Raw genomic sequence first — 19,360 nt, forward strand, 5'->3', positions numbered from 1 at the left:
CATAGGATGATAAGTAGGCTTAGTTTCCACGTGGACGGCCTGGCCCGGGGCCTTCCGGCCCCGGGGACATCCGGCAAGGGAGGACTGCATGAGCCCCGAAAATTCGCCATCGGCAACCGACCAGTACACGTTCCAGAATCCAGTCACTCGCTTCGAGAGCATTTCACCACCGGAGCAGGACCAGCCTGAGCCCGGCCTTGACCGCGACCTGGCCCCGCACGCCGACCGGGGCGAGACCTCCTACCGCGGCACGGGGCGCCTTGAGGGCCGCAAGGCCCTGGTCACCGGAGCCGACTCGGGCATCGGAGCCGCCGTTGCTATAGCCTTCGCCAGGGAAGGCGCCGACGTCGCCCTCAGCTATCTCCCCGAGGAGCAGGCCGACGCTGAGGTGATCCTGAAGTTGATCGAGGACAGCGGGCGCAAGGGCGTGCTGCTCCCGGGCGACCTTAAGGGCCCCGAGTACTGCAAGTCTGTGGTGCAGGAAGCCGCTGCCGGTCTGGGCGGCCTGGACATCCTCGTCAACAATGCGGCCAAGCAGATCGCGGTGGAATCACTCGAGGAACTCACCGATGTGCAACTCGAGCACACCTATCAAACGAACATCCTCTCGTTCTTCAGGGTGACGCGCGAGGCGCTGAAAGTCCTGCCGGCGGGCTCGTCGATCATCAATTCGACGTCGATCCAGGCCTACGAGCCGTCGCCGACCCTGCTTGATTACGCCAGCACCAAAGCCGCGATCAATAACTTCACCAAGGGCCTGGCACAGCAGTTGGCGCCGAAAGGCATCCGCGTGAACGCTGTGGCGCCCGGGCCCATCTGGACGCCGCTGCAGGTCTCCGACGGTCAGCCGAAGGAAGCCCTGCCCGAGTTCGGGAAAAGCACCCCGTTGGGCAGGGCGGGACAGCCCACCGAACTTGCCCCAGCGTACGTGTTCCTTGCCTCATCCGAGTCGAGCTACGTGCTCGGGGAGACACTCAACGTGAACGGCGGAATGCCCTCGCCCTAGCCGATCGCCGCGCGGCACCGCCCCAATGAACCGGCCCCGGATTCCACGAGACGATCGTGGGAACCGGGGCCGGTTGCTGCGGGGGTGTGGACTCAGCGGCGTGAATGCTCGTCGAAGTCCGCGCGGTCGATGCGGCGGTGGTAGCGCATGCCGGTCAGGCCGCCGAGCACCGCCCCGATGAGAGCGGCAAGGGCAGCGACAACGACGGCGATGATTCCGCTTGTGGTCAGGTCGCCCTCATTGATGGGCAGCCGGGGGAAGCTGTTCAAGTTCGCGAGAATGTCGAACTGGCTTCCGGCAATCAAACCGAGGATCGCCACCACCACGGCGATGATCACGGCCCAGAGCCAGACGGCAAGGCCCTGCTTCGCGCCGTCGAACCGGGCCATGCGGCCTGCCACATAGCCGCCGGCGAAGTAGGAGATCAGCAGCAGGACAAGCAGCACGATGGCCGAGGTGAGCCCGACCGTCTGGGCGTTGTTGGATGCCTGGTCGGCCGCCTCGTTGAGGTTGGTGTTCGTCGAAAGGCCGAAGGCGGCCCCGGCCGCGGCGAGGAGCGCGGTCAGCAGAACGGCCATCCCCGTTGCGGTAAGCCAGCCGAAGAACGCCGATCCGAACTTCATTCCGCCGAACTCTTCCTTCTCCCGCTGGTGCAGGGCCCGGCGGTCCGCTGCCGCTGGAACGGCGTCGCCGTCGACGGCGGGGCGGTCGTTGCGGTCGCGGTGGCCGTCGTCGTCCGGGTCGAGCCGGTGGTTCCGTGAATCGCTGGTGTGGGTCACGGGCACTGCGCGGGTGTGCTCGCGCGTAGCGGTGTCCTCATCGCGGGGAGCCGGGGCTTCCCCGATGCTGCTTGCGCCGGCCGCGTTCGCGTCGCCCGCGTCACGGTGGGGGTTCTGCCCGCCGCGGGGACGCTGGGCGCCCTCGTCACCGTTCCCTGTTACTGGCGTACTCATTGGTCCTCCTGGTTGCAGGGCTCGCTTTTAACTAAGTTCCCTTAGTATTGCAGGCCGGAAGGGGGAACTCCATGTCAACGCGGCTGCCGGCAGGTGCGAGACTTGCTTCATGGAGTATCAGGCGATCGTGACAGTGCTGACCGGGCTGCTGATTGCGGTGGGAATTGCCGGGGTCGTAATCCCGGTCTTGCCGGGCAGCATCCTCATTATCGGATCGCTGCTGTTGTGGGCTGTCACCCTGAACAATCCAGTGGGATGGGTGGTCTTCGCGGTCGGCTCGTTGTTCGCCGTCGCGGGCCTGCTCGCCGGCCTGGTCCTGACCGGGCGGACACTCAAACGCCAGCGCATACCGGGACGCTCGGTGACGATCGGGCTGCTGGCCGGCGTGGTGGGGATGTTCGTCATCCCGGTGGTCGGCTTGTTCATCGGTTTCGCGGCGGGCCTGTTCGCGAGCGAATACCTGCGCCAGCGCAGCGTCAGGCCGGCGCTCGCCTCAAGCGCCCAGGCGCTCAAAGCCACGGGGCTCGGGATTCTGGCCGAGTTGGGCCTCGCCTTCGCGGCGGGCAGCACCTTCATCATCGGAGCCTGGGTTCACTTCTCCCCAAATTAAGCCCCCGCAGTGCCCGCCGCGGCTCTTGGCCTACCGGCCGAAGTTCCTCCGGTAGCGGGTCTTGTCAGCGCGGTTGATGGTGCCTCCGTGGCGCCGCTTCTGCAGCAGTTTGGAGGCGATGACGGGCACCAGTGCCCAGAGGATTCTTTTCAGCACAACGTTCCTTTCGACGACGGCCGCGGCTCCGCGGCGGTATTACTAATACTACTTACTATCTCCGTTGTTAAGCGGTGCCGCCACGAATCGGCGCAGGGACTCAAGTTGTGCCTGCCGCGCCTCCGGGTTCAGGTACATCATGTGTCCAGCCTCGTGGAAGTGGTGCGAAAAGCGCGCCTTCATCTGCTCGTCAAGGGACATATGCGCCCACACATACTCCGCCGCGAAGTGCGGGGTCGCGCCGTCGTAGTACCCGTAGTCCACGTGCACGCGCAGGCCCAGGTTGTGGACCAGGAGCCGCTCAAGCACACCCGCGACGTCGACCGGAGCGCCTTCGAACGTCCGGTAGCTCCACGGCTGCACCCGGGCGGTGAGGATTTCGTAGGGGAGGTCGTTCTCATAGCCGAGTTCGGCCCGGACATAGTGGTTCATTGCGGCGGCGTACGGTCCGGTGATTGCCCGCATGCTTGGGTCGTCCCAGGAGTCCGACGCCTGCAGGTTCTCGGGGCGCGCCGTGAACCGCCCGTCGATCCTTCCGACTGCGAGCCCGTCCGCGCGGAGCAGTTCGGCGGCGAACTCGTGATAGCCCCAGCGCAGGTTGGTGCGGCGGATGAACCCCTCGTCCAGTGTGGTCAGCGCGCCCAGCCTTGCGACGACGGCGTCGTACTCATCGGCGGTGAGTCGGTTGCCCTGGGTGAGCGCATGCCCGTACTCGCCCCCCGCGAATTCCTCGGTCTCGCGCACCACGTCCGAGAGCTCCCGTCCGGGGTGGCGGCCATGGTAGTGGGCGATCGCTGCATAGGTCGGGAGGTGGAGCGCGTAGGGTAGGTCGCTGCCGGGGAGGAAGCGGAGGGTTGACAGGTTCAGGACCGTTGAGATGAGCCCGAGCCCGTTGACGGCCATGCCGTAGGCGTCGAACAGGCGGCCGGCGACGGCGACCGCCCGCAGCGTGCCGTAGGACTCCCCGACCAGGTACTTGGGCGAGAGCCACCGGTTGTTGCGGGTGGTCCACAGCCGGATCACTTCGGCAACGAGGTCCCGGTCCTCGATAAAGGCGTGGAATTCGTCCGACTTCTCGCCCTCGACGACGCGGGAGAATCCAGTGTTGACCGGGTCGATCATGACGAGGTCGCTGTGCTCCAGCAGCGTTTCGGGATTGTCCACAAGCCCAAAGGGCGGCGGGGTCATGCTGCCGACGTCGCCGGAGTCGACCCGCCGCGGGCCGAGCAGCCCGAGGTGCAGCCAGACCGAAGAGGATCCCGGCCCGCCGTTGAAGGCGAAGGTGACGGGCCGCCCGGAGTGCTGGCCGGTGCGGGTGTAGGCGACGATGAAAATCTCGGCCTTGGGCTTGAAGCCGGTGGCTTTGCCGTCCTTGATCTCCTCCCGGCGCAGCACGAGGCGTCCGGTGGTGGTGGTGTAGTCGAGGCCGGCCGGCGTGGTGTGGTTCCGCGTGACGAAGTCGTCGGTCACCTCCTTCACCTCTGCAGGGGCGTCGGTGCTGTTCGGGTCAACGGTTTCATCAGCCATGGCGAAAGCCTACCGGTGGTTGATGGAGGCAACCACCCTAGGGGTGGACGGTCTTGGGGGAGGCGACCCCTCGTGCGGCGGCGTCTCCCGCCCACGTGTTGTTGGGCTGGGGCTTGGCGAAGAACAGCGCCGCGCCCACGCCGATGATGATCACGGCAGCAGGCAGGTACAGCGCCTGCCCCATCGCCAGTGAGTACCCTGCCTGTGCCGATTCGGGGAGTGCACCGCCGGCACCGGAAGAGCCGCCGGTGGTGCCGAGATTCGCGGTGAGGCGTGACTGCATCATCGCCGCGATCGCTGAGCTGCCGAGCACGGCACCCACCTGGCGGGTGGTGTTGTACACCCCGGATCCTGCCCCGGCGAGGGACGGTGCGAGGTTCCGGGTTGCCGTGAGTGACACCGGAGCCCAGATGCCCGAGCTGGAGAGTCCGAGCAGCGCGACGGGCAGCAAAATCTGCCAGAGCGGGACGTCCGGGGACAGGAGCGATCCCAGCCAGAACAGTGACACCGACATGCCGGCGAAGCCGAAGACGGCCATGTACTTGGGGTTGCCCCGCTGGACAAGCTTTCCAACGAATGGGGCGAGGACGCCGGAGATTACCGCCATGGGCGTCAGGAGCAGCGCCGCCTGGGTGGGGCTGAGGCCGCGCACATTCTGGGCGTAGAGCATCAGCGGCAGCGCCATGGTGGTGATCGAGAATCCCATCGCCGAAATCGACGTGTTGGCGAGGGAGAAGTTGCGGTCCCGGAACAGCTTGAGCGGAATCAGTGGCTCGCCCCGGTTAAAGCGCTGCCACAGGACAAATGCCGTCAGAAGCAGCAGTCCGGTGATAATGAGCGACCACACAGACACTGGTCCGGCGATCGTTCCCCAGCGGTAGGTTTCGCCCTCCTGAATGCCGAAGACCAGGCAGAACATTCCGGTTGCGCTGAGGAACACCCCTGGGATGTCGAAGCGGCGGGCGGTTGTGCCAAGGCGGGGTACCAGCCGGTAGGCAAGCACGAACCCGAGCACTCCCACCGGAACGTTCACGAAGAAGATCCACTCCCAGCCCAGCGAATCGACGAGCAGGCCGCCCATGATCGGTCCGACGAGGGTTGCGAAGCCTGCGACCGAGCCCCACAGACCCATCGCTGAGCCGCGCCGCTCGGGCGGGAAAATCCTGGTGATGACGGCCATTGTCTGGGGGGTCATGAGGGCCGCGCCGAGACCTTGGAGAACCCGCGCAAGGATGAGGGAGTCGACCGAATCGGCGAATCCGCACCAGGCACTTGAGAGCGTGAACACCACAAGGCCAAGAAGGTAGATTCTGCGGGGGCCGAACCGGTCGCCGAGCCGGCCGGTGATAAGGAGGGGCACCGCGAACGCGAGCAGGTAGGCGCTGGTAACCCAGATGACGCTGTCGATGTCGGCGTTCAGTCCGTCCATGATGGCAGGGGTGGCCACGGAGACGATCGTCGAGTCGACGAGGATCATGAAGAAGCCGATCACAAGGGACCACAGGGCCGGCCAGGGGCGGATTTCTTCGGAGGGGAGAGCGGGCGCAGGTGGTGCAGGTGGTGTGCCGGGCATGAGTAGAAGATTACTCCTGCCCGCCGAGGGAAGGTTGTGGGGCAGATCTCCAACAGGGCCGGGGAGCTGGAGTGGCAGGTGCTGGCCCCCGTTCGCTACAGTGTTCGGTATCAGGGGCTTTAGCTCAGTTGGTAGAGCGTTTCGTTCGCAATGAAAAGGTCAGGGGTTCGATTCCCCTAAGCTCCACTACGAAGGCCCTTTGGCCTGCGGAAACGTCGGGATGAAGGGCTTTTCTCCTGTCTCGCGAAGGCTCAACCACACGGAAACCACACGCTTTCGTCGAACTTGGGTTGGGACGGTGGCGTTGAGTTCCGTCCGTCCCGAAGTTTCGTTGTGGTAGCTGCCATTCACATGGACAAATGTTCGGGACCGAGTGGCGACTCCGTGCCGAACTTTTGGAGGGTCGCCGTGAGGTCCGGTGACTCGGTCGCCTTGGCGATGTAGTGCTTCTCTGTGATTGCCGTCCCGGAATGACCCAGTTGGGCGGCAGCTTGCCTTGAGCTGTATTCCTGGTCGATGAGTGTGGCAACTGATTTACGGAAGACATGCGGGGTTACCCACTCGTAGGGCGATCCCGCGCGGGCGTCCCGCCATTGCCTGCGGAAGTTGTGGGGGCTGCGCACTGTCCCCGTGGAGGACGGAAACAGCATGTCTTCGGGTTTGGGCTGCTCGGCTGAATACCTGCGTTGGAGTGTCTGCACGGCAAAGGGCGGCACCCTCATCGTGCGGAAGCCAGCTTTTGTCTTCGGATGGTCTTGCCGGTAGGCGCCGCGGCCTTTCTCCATGACGACGGTTCCCGAGATGGTGATGGTGGGCGGTTCCGCTTGGAGATCGACGTCCTGCCAACGGATGGCCAGGACCTCGCCAATTCGGGCGCCCGTGGCAAGGAAGATATCGAGAACGTCCAGTAGGTCTGCTGCGCGTGGCCGCCCCTGGTGGGTGGGGTCCTTTTGCCACCCGGCAATGACAGTCCGGAGCTTCTGAACGTCTTCGACTGACAGTGCCTTGACGTCCGTCCTGGCGATTTTGATAGGTCCGACATCCCGGACTGGATTGCTGCGCAGGGCATCGTGCCGAAGCGCGAGACCGATCATGCCGGTCAGAATGATTTTGGAATGACGTGCGGTGGCAGGGTGGTCTGCGGCGACGTCTTTGAGGAACCGGTCAATACGGCCGGTGCTCAGCTCGTGCAGCCGGAGTCCGGCCAGTGCGGGCTCGATGACACGCCTGTAGGTGTCACGATAGCCATCGATGGTCCTTCGGCCCGCGCGACCATTGTTCTCAATTTCTTCGAACCACAGATCGCTGAGCTCGGATAGCCGAGTAGTCCTGGAAATTTCACTTGAGATAGGGCCCGCCGATCTTGAAATGAAGTGACAAGGGTTCGCTCGGCGGCGGCTCCGCTGGTTCCCCAGGCTTCCGCGGTGCGGGTGATGCCGTCAGTGTCGCGGTATCTTATCGTCGCACGCCAGCGGCCATTCGGGTGTTTTTTCCGGCTGATCTTCCCCCATGTTCCGAGCGGTAGAGGAGGCCTGGGAGACATTTAGGTTTCCAATCGAGAAGAGAGCCAGGAGTCGTAGTCGGTGCGGCTGATTCGAAGATGCCTTCCGATTCGATACGCGCGGGGGCCGAGGTGTTTGACCCGCCACTGGTAGAACGTCTGCTCTGGAATTTGTAGCTGGGTGCAAATGTCCTTCGGGGTCAGCCACTGATCGTCGGCAGCTTCCGCAGTGTTGCTGCTTTCTGGGGTGGTAGTCATGAAATTCTTTCCGTCGTAGTTGCCGGCCCAAGGGCAAGGTCTGTTCTCAGTTCATGGGAGCAGGGGGTCGGGACGGCATGACGGACACTTGAAAAGTTGCTGCCAGCGGCGCCACCGGGGCCCTGCACGTGCTCGGGAAGGGGGGGGCAATCCAACGTTCGATATGACTGGACGTGAGTCGGCACTCACGGCGATTGCCTTGGATGCCAGAGGTGTGAGGTGGCTGGTGCGCTAGGGCTGGATGCATCACCTGGCCGGGCGAGGGCTGCAGGTATAGCGGCGGTCGCTCTTCATGCTGCCGGACAGCCAGACGAAGCCATCGCCTCGCTTCTCGATCTAGTGGTGGACTTCGTTCTCACCTCTGACACTGAGCGCTACACGCCAACAATCAGTGGAAGCGCGGCATATATTCGCTCCTTGGAAAGTCCGGAGCACTTGTAGGCAGTGATTCCCACTCAGGGATCCCTCAGCGGACATGTTTGCGGGCGACTCGAACGGGCAGGGGAGCGTGTTCCCCGGCTTACCGTCTCCGGGCCAGACGAAGATATACCACTAACCAAAACAAGGTGATCGAGATGCCTGTCGAGAACAATGCCCAAGCCAGACTGAAGGCGGTACCTGTCAGGGATTCACCCTGAATGAATGCACCCAGGAACATGCCGAAGCCGATGAGGGCCATCGCACCAGCGGTTATTTGCCCCTTAACGGCGTTCCGTTTACTGAAGAGCGGGCTCGACTTGTTCATGCCTCAAACTAGCGCGGCCTGCACCGTAATGCACCCACTCGTTTACCAACTTTCTCCGGCGCTGCGGCTGCCTTAGAGCCGGCAACGGAGAAAAATGGGCCTGCCGCATAAACCGATCCCTCAAAGGACACTCTCCCGGACGGGCTCAGGGCGACAACCGTGCTGTCGCGGTTATTGAACCAATAGAAAAGCATCCGTTCGACTAGGCTCGAGAATTGAAGGCGGAACATTGCAGGCCTCGTTGACCAGCGGGAGATCTCTTGACTGAAAATTGGACGCATCCGACGGTACGCCGCGGGACGATTTGGTGGACAATGCAGAGCATAGCTTTGGGGGGGCTCACCATTGCGTTGGTGTTTCTCGCCTTTTGGAAGCCCTCCACCGAGGCGACTATCGCAGCCGTTGTGGCTCTTGTCCTTGGGCCTCTTCTGATATTCACGGCGATCAAGCAGATCAAGACCCTTCGCCATGAATATCGATACTCCGAGGAAGACCCGCAGCAAGCCGACTGAAGCGAGCTCTTAGTCGCGTAGGACGATCCTCCTGCGCGAAGAACGTAGCGGAACTGACAACTAGGACCAACCGGGATTGCGCGGCTTCACTGCGTTCGAGGCACCACCAGGTCAACCAGTTTTGATTTGAGCGTCGCATCGGCGCCCATTAAGGGTTGATCCACCAAGCGGAACCCGAAAGTATCAAATGCACTGACGTCGACTGTGGAGCCAGTGTGCGAATCATGCACCTTCGGTGTGAGAGCGACTGGGAAGTTTTTATACCCGCTGAGAGATTCTCCCCACATCCGGTACTTGGAATTTGATCCGCTCCGTACTTCCAGGGTGCCGGATCCCGCATCAAGGGTGACCTTTTCCTCACTGAGCGCTTCGCTCACCGCCGCCAAGACTTCCTCAGCTGAGAGTGGGGAGTCGCAGCGTGCGCTGATCTTTTGTATCGGTTCACGCTTCATGTTCCTACTACCCCTACCTGAATGAAATTATCGGGTTCTCCCCCTTTTGCAGGTTATCCCGAATCGAACGAGTAGTGCATTAGCAACCCGAAGTTTGGTTTCCTGAGTGACCTCGCCGAGTACCAACGAGTTCGCCCGTAAGCCGTTCCCTCACCGCAACACAATTTCCCGAGCTGACTGCCGCCGAGAATCCTATATAGAACCTTATGCCGCCGAGTCGCGTATATCCCGCCCGTAAAACTGTCCCGCCCGGGGTAGGCGGATTGGAGTGGTCGACGCAACAGTGGGCCTATATGAGGCGATTTTGCCGTCTCATCTCGAAACTAGCGACAATCGGAGGGATTGACTGTTGAAGTGCCATCCTTTGGCCAGCTCGATCGCTAGAAGGCGTGGCGCCCGGAATAGAACGCACGAGGGCGTTCGCAATTTAGCATCTGAGAAATTCCTGATGGTTCCACATGACCGGGGCGCACCCAACCCGGGGGACTTCAATCCGGCGGTCATCGGTTCGAACGAGGCACATCAGGCGGTGTCCAAATAGTGCAGCGTAGGCTGCTTGCCTGGCATAGATGTCCAGGAGAAGATGAGCCGTTCTCGCATCCCTTTTCGCGAAATGGTCATACCCATCAATCACGACAACCAAGCCCGCGTCCGCAGCGGTCCAGCCGTAGGACTGTGTTGCTACGTCGCTCAGGCAGTCGTTGAGGGCGTTGAGGTTCCGCCCGTAGTACGCGGGAAAATCTAATGCATCAGCGATGTCGCGGTGCATATCTTCGTCCGATCGCCACGATGCGGCGTCCAGGTACGTCACCTTGTAGCTGTGCTGCCGGAGCCATGAGATCGCCTCGTCCAGTATCGCCCGCCGGCAGAACAGACTAACGAACCCGTTCTGAATGAGACGAAAGTCGAGGGGATGGTTCAGCTCATCAGCCAGGTCCCAGGTCGCCATGGGCTTTACTCTAGCCTCGTGTTGGTTCAGTATTCGGCTCGGAGGGCTACTGCTGGGCTCTGAAAGTCCAGGCTTTTTCGCGGCCTCGTGTTGAGCTCCTCGCAGACCAGTTGGAGGTGGTCGTCGGAGCGCACGGAGAGGTCGGTGCCTTTGAGGAAGTATTGGCGGGCCAGTCCGTTGAAGTTCTCGTTGGCCCCGCGCTGCCAGGGGCTGGAGCGTTCGGCGAAGTAGATCCGCAGCCCGGTGGCGGCGGCCAAGTCCTGGTGCCGGGCCATTTTCACGCCCTGATCCCAGGTCAGGGTCCGCTTCAGGTGGGCCGGCAGGGTCGACATGGCGGCGATGATCGCCTGGTTGGCTAGGGCGGTGGTGTGTCCGGTCGGGAGGTTGAGGATGATGCCGTAGTGGGTTTTGCGTTCGAGCAGTGTCACCATGGCCGATGCGGAGCCGGGTCCAACGATGAGGTCTCCTTCCCAGTGGCCGGCCTCGGTCCTGGTCTCGACTGACGCTGGCCTGTCGCTGATCATCGTCATGTTCTGCACGGTCGCGCCGTGGCCCGGGCCGCTCCGCCACCGGTGTTTGCGGATCCTCCGGCCGGTGCGCAGCTGCGGTCTCGCATCGGTCCTCAGCCCGCCGTCGTCACCGAACAGCAGTGCCTGGTAGATCGTCTCCGGACACAGGCGCAGGCCCGATTCGGTGGGAAACATTCGAGCCAGCCACCCGCAGATCTGCTCCGGGGACCAGCGGCTGGTGAGCTTGGTCTGCACCAGTGCCCGCAGGCGCGGATTCGTCTGCAGTTTGCGTTGCCGTGGTCGGCGCCGCTGCCGATGCGCGTCATGGTCGGCGACTTGGGGAAGGTAGCGGCCCTTACTGTCACGGTGGCGGTCGAGTTCGCGCTTGATGGTGAGAAAAGGTCAGGGGTTCGATTCCCCTAAGCTCCACTGTTGCCGCGGATCTTGACGCGACATGCGCGCTTTCCCCGTCCGCTGTGCGATTGCTTTCGAGGTCGTTCCTCAAGGTCTGCGCCACGCCGCCGGCCCGGAGCCGATCACCCCAAGCACCCACAAGGATCTGACCGAGGATTTGCTCGGGCCGCTCTCCTGCAGTAACTACCGGTACGACAAGTACCTTGAAGATCTGCCCGCCGGCACCACTGCCATGACGTTCGATCAGTGGCAGGATGCCCGCCAGGCAGAATGGGAGGCGAGGAAGAACGCACGGCGCTCCTCGGGGGACAGCAGGTCCACGTGACCGAACCGGACTTGAAGGCCCAAGTTACGCCGGAGGCGCAAGCGGGAACCCCATTGACAACGCTGTGAGACTGGGGCGGTGAGCTTCTTCGACGACGTGCAGCCCCCGCCGCCTCCGCCACGGCATGCCGAACGGAACCTGGACTGGGTGCGGCCACCCTCCGATGAACTGCCTGCCGTCCTTCCCGAGGGCAGGTTCCTCTGGCGCGGTGATGACGTATCCGTGGGCGTGTCCCACCTCGAGGCCTACTCGTCAGGGTGCTCGATCCGGATCCGCTGGATGCTCCGCCGAGGGGCCCGATCCGACGCCGAATGGAACGCCCTGCTGGACCGCTGGATGGGGCAGGACCGACGGAGCGGACAGACGCTGCGCTTCGGGATCCGGGACGCCAGCGGACGGAAGTCCGCCACGGATGCACTCCCCTGGGCCGGACAGGAACCCGTGAGGGGGCCCGTGCTGATGATGCAGGCGGAGTCAGGGGCCACCGAGAGCACCATCACCGGGTCGATAGATCTGTGGCTGTACCCGCTGCCGCCGGCCGGAGAACTCATCCTCGCCGTCGAAGGGCCAGTACTGGGGATTCCGGAGTCGACGCTCACCCTGGACGCCGGAGCGGTCCTCGAAGCCGCGCACCGCAGCCAGGGCTTCTGGAGCGACGTCAAGCGGTAGCCGGACGCAGGGCATATCGGGCAGTCATTGAGATCGTGTGTTGGTGAATTTATCCGCCACGGCCCGCGCACTCGCGGCGATCCCATATCCGTGAAGAACGTGACCCAATGCGCCCAAGGCTGGCATAAGACTCGAAGCGACCCTCACCCTAGCCAGGCCCACCCCACCCCGGGCGGCTGGTTGGTGTGGCATCATTCGGGAATCAATGGGGCAGCGGTTGGTGTTCGTGGCCGCACAACGAAGGAGCAATAGATGATGGAGCAGCAAGGAGTGAAGAAGTTTCCGGACGGAGTGCGGCGATGAAACCCAGGGCACCCGGTCCCCGCGTTGTCCGCGCATTCATTCAGGTGTTTTCCATCGGTCTGGTGCTGGCCGTTGGTTTGCTTCTATGGACGGTTTCCATCCACGCGTCTTCTGCGGCCGAAACGTTCCGCACCACATTCGGGCCGCTGGTGTTCTTCGACTACACGCGAAGCACCTCTCCTGAGGGAAACAAGACCGCCGAGATCAGCTTCGGGTTCGGGATAGCAGTCCTGCTGATCATCCTGCCTGGGCTCGCAGCTGTTCTCGAATCGCTCAAGGGCGCCGCGGCCAAAAAGAAGGAGCAGACTTCGACCTGGGCCACGGGCACAAGGGGACATTCTCCTACGATGCTGCCGCCAACTGCCCAGCGAAGTCGACCAACGCAGCGGCAACGGCATCCGGCTGGCTGAGGGTGGCATAGTGCCCACCGCCGATCTCAACCGGCTCGATCCCCAGCCGTTCGCGCACCTGGCGCCTCATGAAAGGCGGCGGGAAGAGGTGGTCCTCCAAGCACAGGATCGCCCGAGTGGGTACTGCTGGGTGCCGATCCGCCGGCCATGGCCGGGACATCCAATCGCCGCGCTGATCCCGTTCCCGCGCCTGCGCTTCACGGGCAAGAGCGTCAGGGACGCCGTTGAAGTAGACGACGTCAGGATCGTCGTCGATGGTCTCGCCGTCGTGGCCGGTGTTCGTCCACCAGTCGGCGAAGCTCTCACCGGGCAACGGAATCATCCCCGCGAGGTATACGAGGCCTTCGGCGTCGAGCTGCTCACAGGCCAGGGGAGCGATGAACCCGCCGAGGGAATGTCCGACGACGATGACGTGCGGTGCCGCGCCCACAGCGGCCCCGATGGTGGCGACATACTCCTCGAGGCCCGCGTTGTCGTCCTCGATCGGAAGGTCGACGGCAACGACATCGTGCCCCGCACCCTTGAGGAGCGGGGCAACGCGGTGCCAGTCCCACGCCGTGGAACCGCCGCCGTGGATGAGCGCGAAAGTTGCCATAAGATTCCCCGTTCCAGGCGATCGATGGGCGGATGCGGCCACTGTACCCGCGCCCTGCGACGTTTAGGCTGCTCATATCGAGGCGGCCCATATCACCGCCGGAGTCGGACATCGTGCCGCTCAACCGGCGCGTGAAGTCGGCGGGGATGACCTAGGCGCTTGAACGGTGGCGATTCGATCAAGAACCGATCCCGGCGCCACTCCCTGAACCATCAGGGCGGTAGGCTCCGCACCAGATGCCCCGGCGTCGTCCATCCACCGAGTGAAGGCGCTGCCGCAAGCAGAACGGACCGGCGCGGCATGCCCGGAAAGAGTATGGTGCGGGGATGGAAGTTGTTCCGGCATACGAGGGTGACGGCCGGTGGGAAGAGCACCGCAACACCTACTGCGTTTACTTTTTCGACAGGGTCGGCCCTGGGTTCGGCAGCAACAGCGAACTATTCGACATCTCCGGTGCGATCCTGTCCGAAGTGAAGCAGTGGGCAGAGGAGAACGCGGCCGGGCGGTGGTACGCGATCACCCTTGTCCAAAAAAATGAGGACGGCCGCGGGCTGATCTGGCTCGACGGTTACGACGCCAACAGCGTCCCGTATGACCCCCTCGCCCAGCGGCTGAACAACGAGATGCGCGGCCGCTCCCCGCTGTAGCCCATTTGGGCTAAGCGGGTAGTTGCTGCGGCATGCTCACTGCGGAAGGCGGGGGCTAGCCTTCACACTCGCGGCAGTACCTATCGCCGTTCTTCTCGCGGGCGAGCTGGCTGCGGTGGTGGACCAGGAAGCAGGACATGCAGGTGAATTCGTCCTCCTGGACCGGCACCACCTCAATCAGCAGTTCATCATTGACGAGCACCGCGCCGGGGAGCTCGAAACCGTCGGCGCTTTCAGCTTCTTCGAGGTCGATGACTGCAGTCTGGGTGGTGGCGCTGCGCTGGGCTTGGATTGCCTCAAGCGATTCGTTCGCCGGCTGGTCCTCGGGTTTGACGCGTGGCTCGTCGTAGTCAGTTGCCATGATGTGGGGGATCTCCTTTGTATCGGTCGCCCACCAGATTACATGTGAGAACTGCACGCCCCATGACAGCGGTGCCCGAAACGGCGAAACCGCGAATCGAATGCGCCCTTAAGTGACGCGGGCGGAGCAGGGGCAGATACGTAGGGGCTGCCCCTGCTCCGCACATCCGGCTGGCCGCTCAGCCCTGCATTGCGGCAACTGCCTCCTTCGTTGATAGTGCTGCATTTGCGAGGAACCGGAAGCTGATTTGGGCCGACAGGTTGCCATCACCCAGTTCGGGATGGACGGGGGATGCCGTCGCGTCAGTGGCTGCAGCAACCTCAAAGCCGCTTTCGAGCAGTTCCCTAAGGTGTGATTCCATGCAGAGATTCCCCAGCATCCCGCCAAGAATCACCTTTTTGATGCCGCGTTTGCGAAGTTGGACAACTACATCATTGGTTCCGGGACCGAAGACCTTGTGGGGGTTGCAGATGATCGTCTCGCCGTCGTTGATGATCGGCGCCAGTGACTCCAGCCAGTCCGCACCCGAGCCGGCGAACCCCTCGGTGGTGAGCGGGCCGACCCTGGCGAACATGTTGCTCTCGTGCATCATCGTTTCGATCGGGCCGCCGAACTCCCATTTTTTATCGGTCGGATAGTAGTAGTGGGGGGAGATCACCCGGAGGTAGCCCCGCTCCTTCGCCGTCCCCAGGAGGTTTTCGAGGTTCTCGACTGTGTTGTTGGCTTTGAGGCTGTCCTTGATCAGATCCCATGCGACGCCGCCTTCACGCAGGACGTCATTCTGAGGGTCGGTTACAAGGACTGCCGTATCAGAGGCACTGAACTGCATTGCGGCTCCTTAAACGATGCAATGAGGTGGAGAAAGGCAGCCCTGGTATCGAGGCCGGGTCCGTCGCCCTCCCATCCTCGGTCCGCGGCGGCGCCGCGTCTAATACCCGTTTCCGGAGCAGGCTATGCCGCTGGGGCATCACCGCGACCGGGTTCCAGGGCGGTGCACTCCGCCTCCGGACGGCGGTTACGCAGAGCGCGCGTGGGAGTTCCGGGCGGATGAGGACGAACCGGGAACCGCCCGATGGACGTCGTGCGGGCGCATCATCGCCACCGCAAGCTCGGTCAGCTGACGCACCTCCGCGGTGTCCGTGGCCGCGCCCCGCGCGAGCACCACCGAGCTTGAAGCAAGCCCGTCGACATCGCGGTACACGACCCCCGGCCGGGAGTAGAGCGCAGCTATCGACTGCGGAAGGACGACGACGCCGCGATCGGCCGCGACGTGTTCGAGCTGGTCTTCAACTCCCGCGCCCGGAATGGCCCTGGTGTCCGGGGAGGGTTCGCGGCGGCCGAGGGGGACAGGACTGATGGCACGGAGCTCGGGCACGCCGTCGGGGTCCTGCAGCAGCGTAAGTCCGATGAGATCCCGCACTGTCACATGGTGTCGGCGGGTCAGCGGGTGGCCGGCGGGAAGCGCGACGACGTGGCGCTCCTCGAAGAGGGGAACCAGCGTCAGCCCATCGCGGGCTATCGGCAGCCGCAGAAAACAGGCGTCAACGCGTTCCTCCAGGATCAGGCGCGTCTGGTCGTCGGCGGGCGTGCTGAGGAATTCGATGGCGACGTCGGGGTGCAGGCGGCCGTACGCCTTGATCACCGGGGCGATGCGGATGCCGGGGGCGAATCCAATGGTCAGCCTGGGGGCAGCGCCGGCTCGGCTGACCCTGCCTTTGATGGCCGCGGCGGCGGCAAGGAGGGGCTTGGCCTCATCGAGGAGCTGGATGCCGGCGGGGGTGAGTGCGCTTCCGTGCGCCGTGCGGATGAAGAGTTGAACGTCCAACTCACGCTCCAGCGACCGGATCTGGCGTGTGAGGGCCGGCTGCGCAACGTGGAGGGCGTCGGCCGCACGCCGGAATCCTGCGTGCTCGGCAACGGCGACGAAGTACCGCAGCTTCCTCAGGTCGAGGTCCATGGCCCGCCCCTCAACGGTCTGCTCATTCCAGCGTGGCTCCGCCCGAGGCGCGGCGGAAGTTTGATGGCGACCCCCTCAAACCGTAGCCGAATATCGCGCCGGAATTCAGCGCCTCGAAGACAGGGTGGGATTGTTACGCTTCGCCCGCGGCGGGTTCGGTTTCGGCTTCACCACGAAGGCGGCACCGGGGAGTTAAACAGCGAAGGAGGAGGCCGGGTTGCCCGGCCACCTCCTTTATGCAGTACTTCGCGCGTCGGCGACGTTGATGGATCGCCGCTGGTGTTCCTAGAGCTCCGAGGCGCGAACGACGGGGAACTCGATGTCGGTGTCCGCGATCCTGTTGAAGAAGTTGGTCATCGTGTTCAGCGCGATGACCGCGACAATCTCGCCGATCTCCTCATCGGTCACTCCGGCGGCGCGGAGGTCATTGACCTGCTCGGTGGTGGCCCCACCGCGGTTATCGACGGCGGCGAGGGCAAACTTCAAGATGGCGTCGGTCTTGGCATCCGAAGCGGAGGCCTTGCGGGCGTCGCGGATATCCTCTGCACTCAGGCCGGCGCTGGGTCCCATCATGGTGTGGGCCGAGAGGCAGTAGTCGCACTCGTTGGCCTGGGCCAGGGCCAGGGCGAGACGCTCCCGCGTGTTGGCGCCCAGGGCTCCGCCGGCGAGGGCGCCGGAGAGCTGAAGGTAACCCTTAAGGGCGGCCGGGCTGTTCGCCATCGCCTTGGTCATGTTCGGCACAACGCCCATGCCCTTCTTGACCTGCGACAGCAGGGTTTCCTGAACTCCAGTGGCCTCTTCAAGCTGGATCATTGGCATGCGGGTCATGATTTTCTCCTCGTATCTAACGTTTATTCGGTATTGCAACCGTGAGATCAAGTAGAGCACACTATTCTCACGCATGCAACTTGCTGCTATCATGAGAACATGGCCCTGAAGTATGAGGGTGGAGCCCCGGTCATTGGGGACTCCCCCGCACTTGACCTTGCAAATACCTACTACGCGGTGCGGGGGAAGCTCCGGGAAGGACTTGCCTCACCGCAGGACGTTGGCGCCTGGACCGCCGTCGTAGCGCCGCGCCTCGATGGAGTCGAGCTCGCGCATGAGGAGCTCGCCGCGGCGGGGGAGGGCGACCTCAGCCAGTACCTCGAGCTGCGCTCCGCTATCCGAGATATCGTCGAGGACCTCACCAAGGGCCAGAGCCCTGCCGGAGAGCCGGTCCATGTCTTGAACTGCGCCGCCGCACTGGCGCCAGCCTCCCCGGTCCTCGCCATGGCGCCGGACGGGACACTGAAGAAGTCGGCCCGTGCGGAAGGCGAGGCGCCGAAGGCCGCGCTTTCGGCGCTCGCGCGCGACGCCGTCGACCTGTTTTCCGGCGAGCGGAGTGCCCTGCTTCGGGACTGCCAGGCGCCGGGATGCTACTTGTTCTTCCTCAAGGACCACCCCCGGCGGGAATGGTGTACGCCCGCCTGCGGGATGCGCGTCCGTGCTGCACGTGCCTATTACAAGCGGACCAACCGTGCCGCGGATGAGGTGCTCCCGGGTTGATTCCCGCTCAGGAGGATGAAGGGGCGAGGACCAGGAGGTCACCCACCTGACATTCCAAGGCCTCGCAGACCGCGGACAGCGTTGAGAACCGAATGGCCTTCGCCCTGTCATTCTTGAGCACCGAAAGGTTCACCAGGCTGATCCCCACGCGCCCGCTGAGCTCGGTCAGGGTCATGTTCCGCTCATCGAGCAGTTCGTCGAGACGGCAGTGGATCCTGGCCTCGTCGGCCGGCATCAGACGAGGCCGTCCACGTCGTCCTGAAGGCGGCGTCCACGATGGGTGATGGCGGCGAAGAGCGACATGACCACTCCGATGACCAAAGGTGCCGGATTGAGATCCAGGACAAAGTAGCCGGATCCAGTGTTGGCTGGGAAAAGCCCGGAATACTCAACGAGGCGGCTCCGTCCCGCGGCATCCAGGACCTGCTCCAAGGTGCCGGCGGTGGCCACAACGATTCCGGTGATGCCGACGGCCCGCGCCGATCCCTCGGTGTATGGCCGCTCCGCCCGCAGCCGGCGGCACAACACGAAGACCAGGACCGAGATGGCCAGCACGATGACTCCGTTCAGCGCCGCGGATGAGGCCAGCAGGCCCGCCTCGTAGGACGGAAGACCTGCGAAGGCGACCTCGGCGGTGCTGTAGCGCGCGCCAAGAACCGCTTCGGCACTGCCGTCGACCCGGGGTGGTGAAACGTTCTTCAGCGGGAGATCCAGGGTGACCGGGCCGGTGAGAAGGGTACGGATGGTTGAGCTGATGAACACGGTATTGAGCGCTCCCGCAAGAACGGCAAGCACCATGTAGAAGACGGCGTCGCGCCGCGAAACGATCTGCGCTGGTTTGCGGCGTGGTATTACGGTGGATTTCCGCCCGGCAGAGGCCATGTCCGCTCCTAGTTAGTTAACGATATTCGATAACCTATTGCGGCGTGCCGGTGCGGTCAAGGCACCCGGGTCGACGGGGACAGGCCGTCAGGTGAGGCCACCGGCGCGGCCGGTGATCCGGCAGTCGGGTGCGGTCCCACTCTCACGGCTACCTCCATGGGTTGAGCGACCCTCAGCCGTCGTCGGAAGTGGTCGTCCCCAAGGGTAGAGCGGATCAGGGCGTCCCGGGCGCAGCCGGCCCCGCGAGTTCAGTCGGCGGGGTGGCTAGTCGGTTTCCGGTTCGGGCTGCCTCCAGTAGGCGATGAACCCGGCAAGGGCGCCGATTGCAAGGATCAGCGTCGCGCCGACACCTGCCATACGGTCAAAGTTGGGGCGGGGTGCTTCCGGGCCACTGACCACCACAGCCTCCGCTGATGCTTCATCCGATGGTTCCGCACGCGGAGCCGTTGCTGCGGGCGTCGGCTCCGGTTCAGGCGACGGCGCGAGGGTGTAGCGGGG

At 63.8% G+C, this 19,360-nt stretch carries 24 protein-coding genes and 1 tRNA gene; 9 read left to right on the plus strand and 16 right to left on the minus strand.

Features of this window, described 5'->3' with window-relative positions:
• Nucleotides 1-88: 88 nt before the first annotated feature.
• Nucleotides 89-1,006: an SDR family oxidoreductase gene (locus AC4D14_RS05075; protein ID WP_490900515.1), complete on the plus strand. Its 918-nt coding sequence runs from the start codon at nt 89-91 to the stop codon at nt 1,004-1,006.
• Nucleotides 1,007-1,098: 92 nt separating this feature from the next.
• Here AC4D14_RS05075 and AC4D14_RS05080 read toward each other — a convergent pair whose 3' ends face one another.
• Nucleotides 1,099-1,959 carry a hypothetical protein gene (locus AC4D14_RS05080; RefSeq protein WP_490900516.1) on the minus strand — a complete coding sequence of 287 codons (861 nt, stop codon included), beginning with the start codon at nt 1,957-1,959 and terminating at the stop codon, nt 1,099-1,101.
• A gap of 109 nt (nt 1,960-2,068) precedes the next feature.
• On the opposite strand from AC4D14_RS05080, the gene AC4D14_RS05085 reads away from it, so the two are divergent.
• Complete coding sequence (locus AC4D14_RS05085) at nt 2,069-2,569, plus strand: DUF456 domain-containing protein (protein ID WP_490900517.1); 501 nt, start codon at nt 2,069-2,071, stop codon at nt 2,567-2,569.
• A 30-nt stretch (nt 2,570-2,599) separates the two neighbouring features.
• Here AC4D14_RS05085 and AC4D14_RS05090 read toward each other — a convergent pair whose 3' ends face one another.
• Genes AC4D14_RS05090 through AC4D14_RS05100 form a run of 3 tightly spaced genes read right to left on the minus strand, consistent with a single transcriptional unit; the run spans nt 2,600 to nt 5,825 of the window.
• A complete protein-coding gene (locus tag AC4D14_RS05090) occupies nt 2,600-2,725 on the minus strand; it encodes a hypothetical protein (RefSeq protein WP_490900518.1) in 126 nt (41 codons plus the stop codon).
• A gap of 48 nt (nt 2,726-2,773) precedes the next feature.
• Nucleotides 2,774-4,252 (minus strand): S10 family peptidase, encoded by a 1,479-nt coding sequence (locus AC4D14_RS05095; protein ID WP_490900519.1) that lies wholly within the window; start codon nt 4,250-4,252, stop codon nt 2,774-2,776.
• Between the two features lie 37 nt (nt 4,253-4,289).
• Nucleotides 4,290-5,825 (minus strand): DHA2 family efflux MFS transporter permease subunit, encoded by a 1,536-nt coding sequence (locus AC4D14_RS05100; RefSeq protein ID WP_490900520.1) that lies wholly within the window; start codon nt 5,823-5,825, stop codon nt 4,290-4,292.
• A 113-nt stretch (nt 5,826-5,938) separates the two neighbouring features.
• Here AC4D14_RS05100 and AC4D14_RS05105 point away from each other — a divergent pair.
• Nucleotides 5,939-6,011: transfer RNA gene (locus AC4D14_RS05105), tRNA-Ala, on the plus strand.
• 161 nt (nt 6,012-6,172) lie between these two features.
• Here AC4D14_RS05105 and AC4D14_RS05110 read toward each other — a convergent pair.
• Nucleotides 6,173-6,919 (minus strand): tyrosine-type recombinase/integrase, encoded by a 747-nt coding sequence (locus AC4D14_RS05110; RefSeq protein ID WP_490900521.1) that lies wholly within the window; start codon nt 6,917-6,919, stop codon nt 6,173-6,175.
• 21 nt (nt 6,920-6,940) lie between these two features.
• On the opposite strand from AC4D14_RS05110, the gene AC4D14_RS05115 reads away from it, so the two are divergent.
• Nucleotides 6,941-7,144 carry a hypothetical protein gene (locus AC4D14_RS05115; RefSeq protein WP_490900522.1) on the plus strand — a complete coding sequence of 68 codons (204 nt, stop codon included), beginning with the start codon at nt 6,941-6,943 and terminating at the stop codon, nt 7,142-7,144.
• 224 nt (nt 7,145-7,368) lie between these two features.
• Here AC4D14_RS05115 and AC4D14_RS05120 read toward each other — a convergent pair whose 3' ends face one another.
• The 4 genes from AC4D14_RS05120 to AC4D14_RS05135 form a co-directional block, all read right to left on the minus strand.
• Nucleotides 7,369-7,584 carry a helix-turn-helix transcriptional regulator gene (locus tag AC4D14_RS05120; protein ID WP_159620314.1) on the minus strand — a complete coding sequence of 72 codons (216 nt, stop codon included), beginning with the start codon at nt 7,582-7,584 and terminating at the stop codon, nt 7,369-7,371.
• A gap of 1,343 nt (nt 7,585-8,927) precedes the next feature.
• Nucleotides 8,928-9,293, minus strand: coding sequence for a hypothetical protein (locus tag AC4D14_RS05125; RefSeq protein WP_490900523.1), 366 nt, complete (start codon nt 9,291-9,293; stop codon nt 8,928-8,930).
• Nucleotides 9,294-9,720: 427 nt separating this feature from the next.
• A complete protein-coding gene (locus tag AC4D14_RS05130) occupies nt 9,721-10,242 on the minus strand; it encodes a barstar family protein (protein WP_490900524.1) in 522 nt (173 codons plus the stop codon).
• A gap of 26 nt (nt 10,243-10,268) precedes the next feature.
• Nucleotides 10,269-11,141 carry an IS30 family transposase gene (locus AC4D14_RS05135; protein WP_490901506.1) on the minus strand — a complete coding sequence of 291 codons (873 nt, stop codon included), beginning with the start codon at nt 11,139-11,141 and terminating at the stop codon, nt 10,269-10,271.
• A 64-nt stretch (nt 11,142-11,205) separates the two neighbouring features.
• Between AC4D14_RS05135 and AC4D14_RS05140 the strand changes: the two genes are divergently transcribed.
• From AC4D14_RS05140 to AC4D14_RS05150, 3 genes are all read left to right on the plus strand, one after another.
• Nucleotides 11,206-11,490 (plus strand): hypothetical protein, encoded by a 285-nt coding sequence (locus tag AC4D14_RS05140; protein WP_490900525.1) that lies wholly within the window; start codon nt 11,206-11,208, stop codon nt 11,488-11,490.
• A gap of 78 nt (nt 11,491-11,568) precedes the next feature.
• Complete coding sequence (locus AC4D14_RS05145; RefSeq protein WP_490900526.1) at nt 11,569-12,159, plus strand: hypothetical protein; 591 nt, start codon at nt 11,569-11,571, stop codon at nt 12,157-12,159.
• A gap of 299 nt (nt 12,160-12,458) precedes the next feature.
• On the plus strand, nt 12,459-12,872 hold the full coding sequence (locus AC4D14_RS05150; RefSeq protein WP_490900527.1) for a hypothetical protein: 414 nt from the start codon (nt 12,459-12,461) through the stop codon (nt 12,870-12,872).
• On the opposite strand, the gene AC4D14_RS05155 is transcribed toward AC4D14_RS05150, so the two are convergent.
• A complete protein-coding gene (locus AC4D14_RS05155; RefSeq protein ID WP_490900528.1) occupies nt 12,805-13,467 on the minus strand; it encodes an alpha/beta fold hydrolase in 663 nt (220 codons plus the stop codon). The two genes, AC4D14_RS05150 and AC4D14_RS05155, sit on opposite strands and share 68 nt — an antisense overlap.
• Nucleotides 13,468-13,793: 326 nt before the next feature.
• On the opposite strand from AC4D14_RS05155, the gene AC4D14_RS05160 reads away from it, so the two are divergent.
• Complete coding sequence (locus AC4D14_RS05160; RefSeq protein WP_490900529.1) at nt 13,794-14,114, plus strand: hypothetical protein; 321 nt, start codon at nt 13,794-13,796, stop codon at nt 14,112-14,114.
• Between the two features lie 55 nt (nt 14,115-14,169).
• Here the strand turns inward: AC4D14_RS05160 and AC4D14_RS05165 are convergent, their stop codons facing one another.
• The 4 genes from AC4D14_RS05165 to AC4D14_RS05180 all read right to left on the minus strand — a co-directional run bounded on the left by AC4D14_RS05165 (nt 14,170) and on the right by AC4D14_RS05180 (nt 17,260).
• Nucleotides 14,170-14,475: a DUF4193 domain-containing protein gene (locus AC4D14_RS05165; RefSeq protein WP_490900530.1), complete on the minus strand. Its 306-nt coding sequence runs from the start codon at nt 14,473-14,475 to the stop codon at nt 14,170-14,172.
• A gap of 178 nt (nt 14,476-14,653) precedes the next feature.
• Nucleotides 14,654-15,304, minus strand: a complete 651-nt coding sequence (locus AC4D14_RS05170) for an isochorismatase family protein (protein ID WP_490900531.1) — start codon at nt 15,302-15,304, stop codon at nt 14,654-14,656.
• 186 nt (nt 15,305-15,490) lie between these two features.
• Nucleotides 15,491-16,432, minus strand: coding sequence for a LysR family transcriptional regulator (locus AC4D14_RS05175; RefSeq protein ID WP_490900532.1), 942 nt, complete (start codon nt 16,430-16,432; stop codon nt 15,491-15,493).
• Nucleotides 16,433-16,717: 285 nt separating this feature from the next.
• On the minus strand, nt 16,718-17,260 hold the full coding sequence (locus AC4D14_RS05180; protein WP_490900533.1) for a carboxymuconolactone decarboxylase family protein: 543 nt from the start codon (nt 17,258-17,260) through the stop codon (nt 16,718-16,720).
• Between the two features lie 99 nt (nt 17,261-17,359).
• On the opposite strand from AC4D14_RS05180, the gene AC4D14_RS05185 reads away from it, so the two are divergent.
• Entirely contained in the window at nt 17,360-17,980 is a 621-nt protein-coding gene (locus AC4D14_RS05185; protein WP_490900534.1) for an ABATE domain-containing protein, read from the plus strand.
• Nucleotides 17,981-17,987: 7 nt separating this feature from the next.
• On the opposite strand, the gene AC4D14_RS05190 is transcribed toward AC4D14_RS05185, so the two are convergent.
• A complete protein-coding gene (locus AC4D14_RS05190) occupies nt 17,988-18,215 on the minus strand; it encodes a helix-turn-helix domain-containing protein (RefSeq protein WP_490900535.1) in 228 nt (75 codons plus the stop codon).
• Nucleotides 18,215-18,862, minus strand: a complete 648-nt coding sequence (locus tag AC4D14_RS05195; protein WP_490900536.1) for a hypothetical protein — start codon at nt 18,860-18,862, stop codon at nt 18,215-18,217. The genes AC4D14_RS05190 and AC4D14_RS05195 overlap by 1 nt, the downstream gene beginning before the upstream one ends.
• Nucleotides 18,863-19,360: the final 498 nt, after the last annotated feature.

This window comes from Arthrobacter sp. TJ-254, assembly GCF_058269175.1.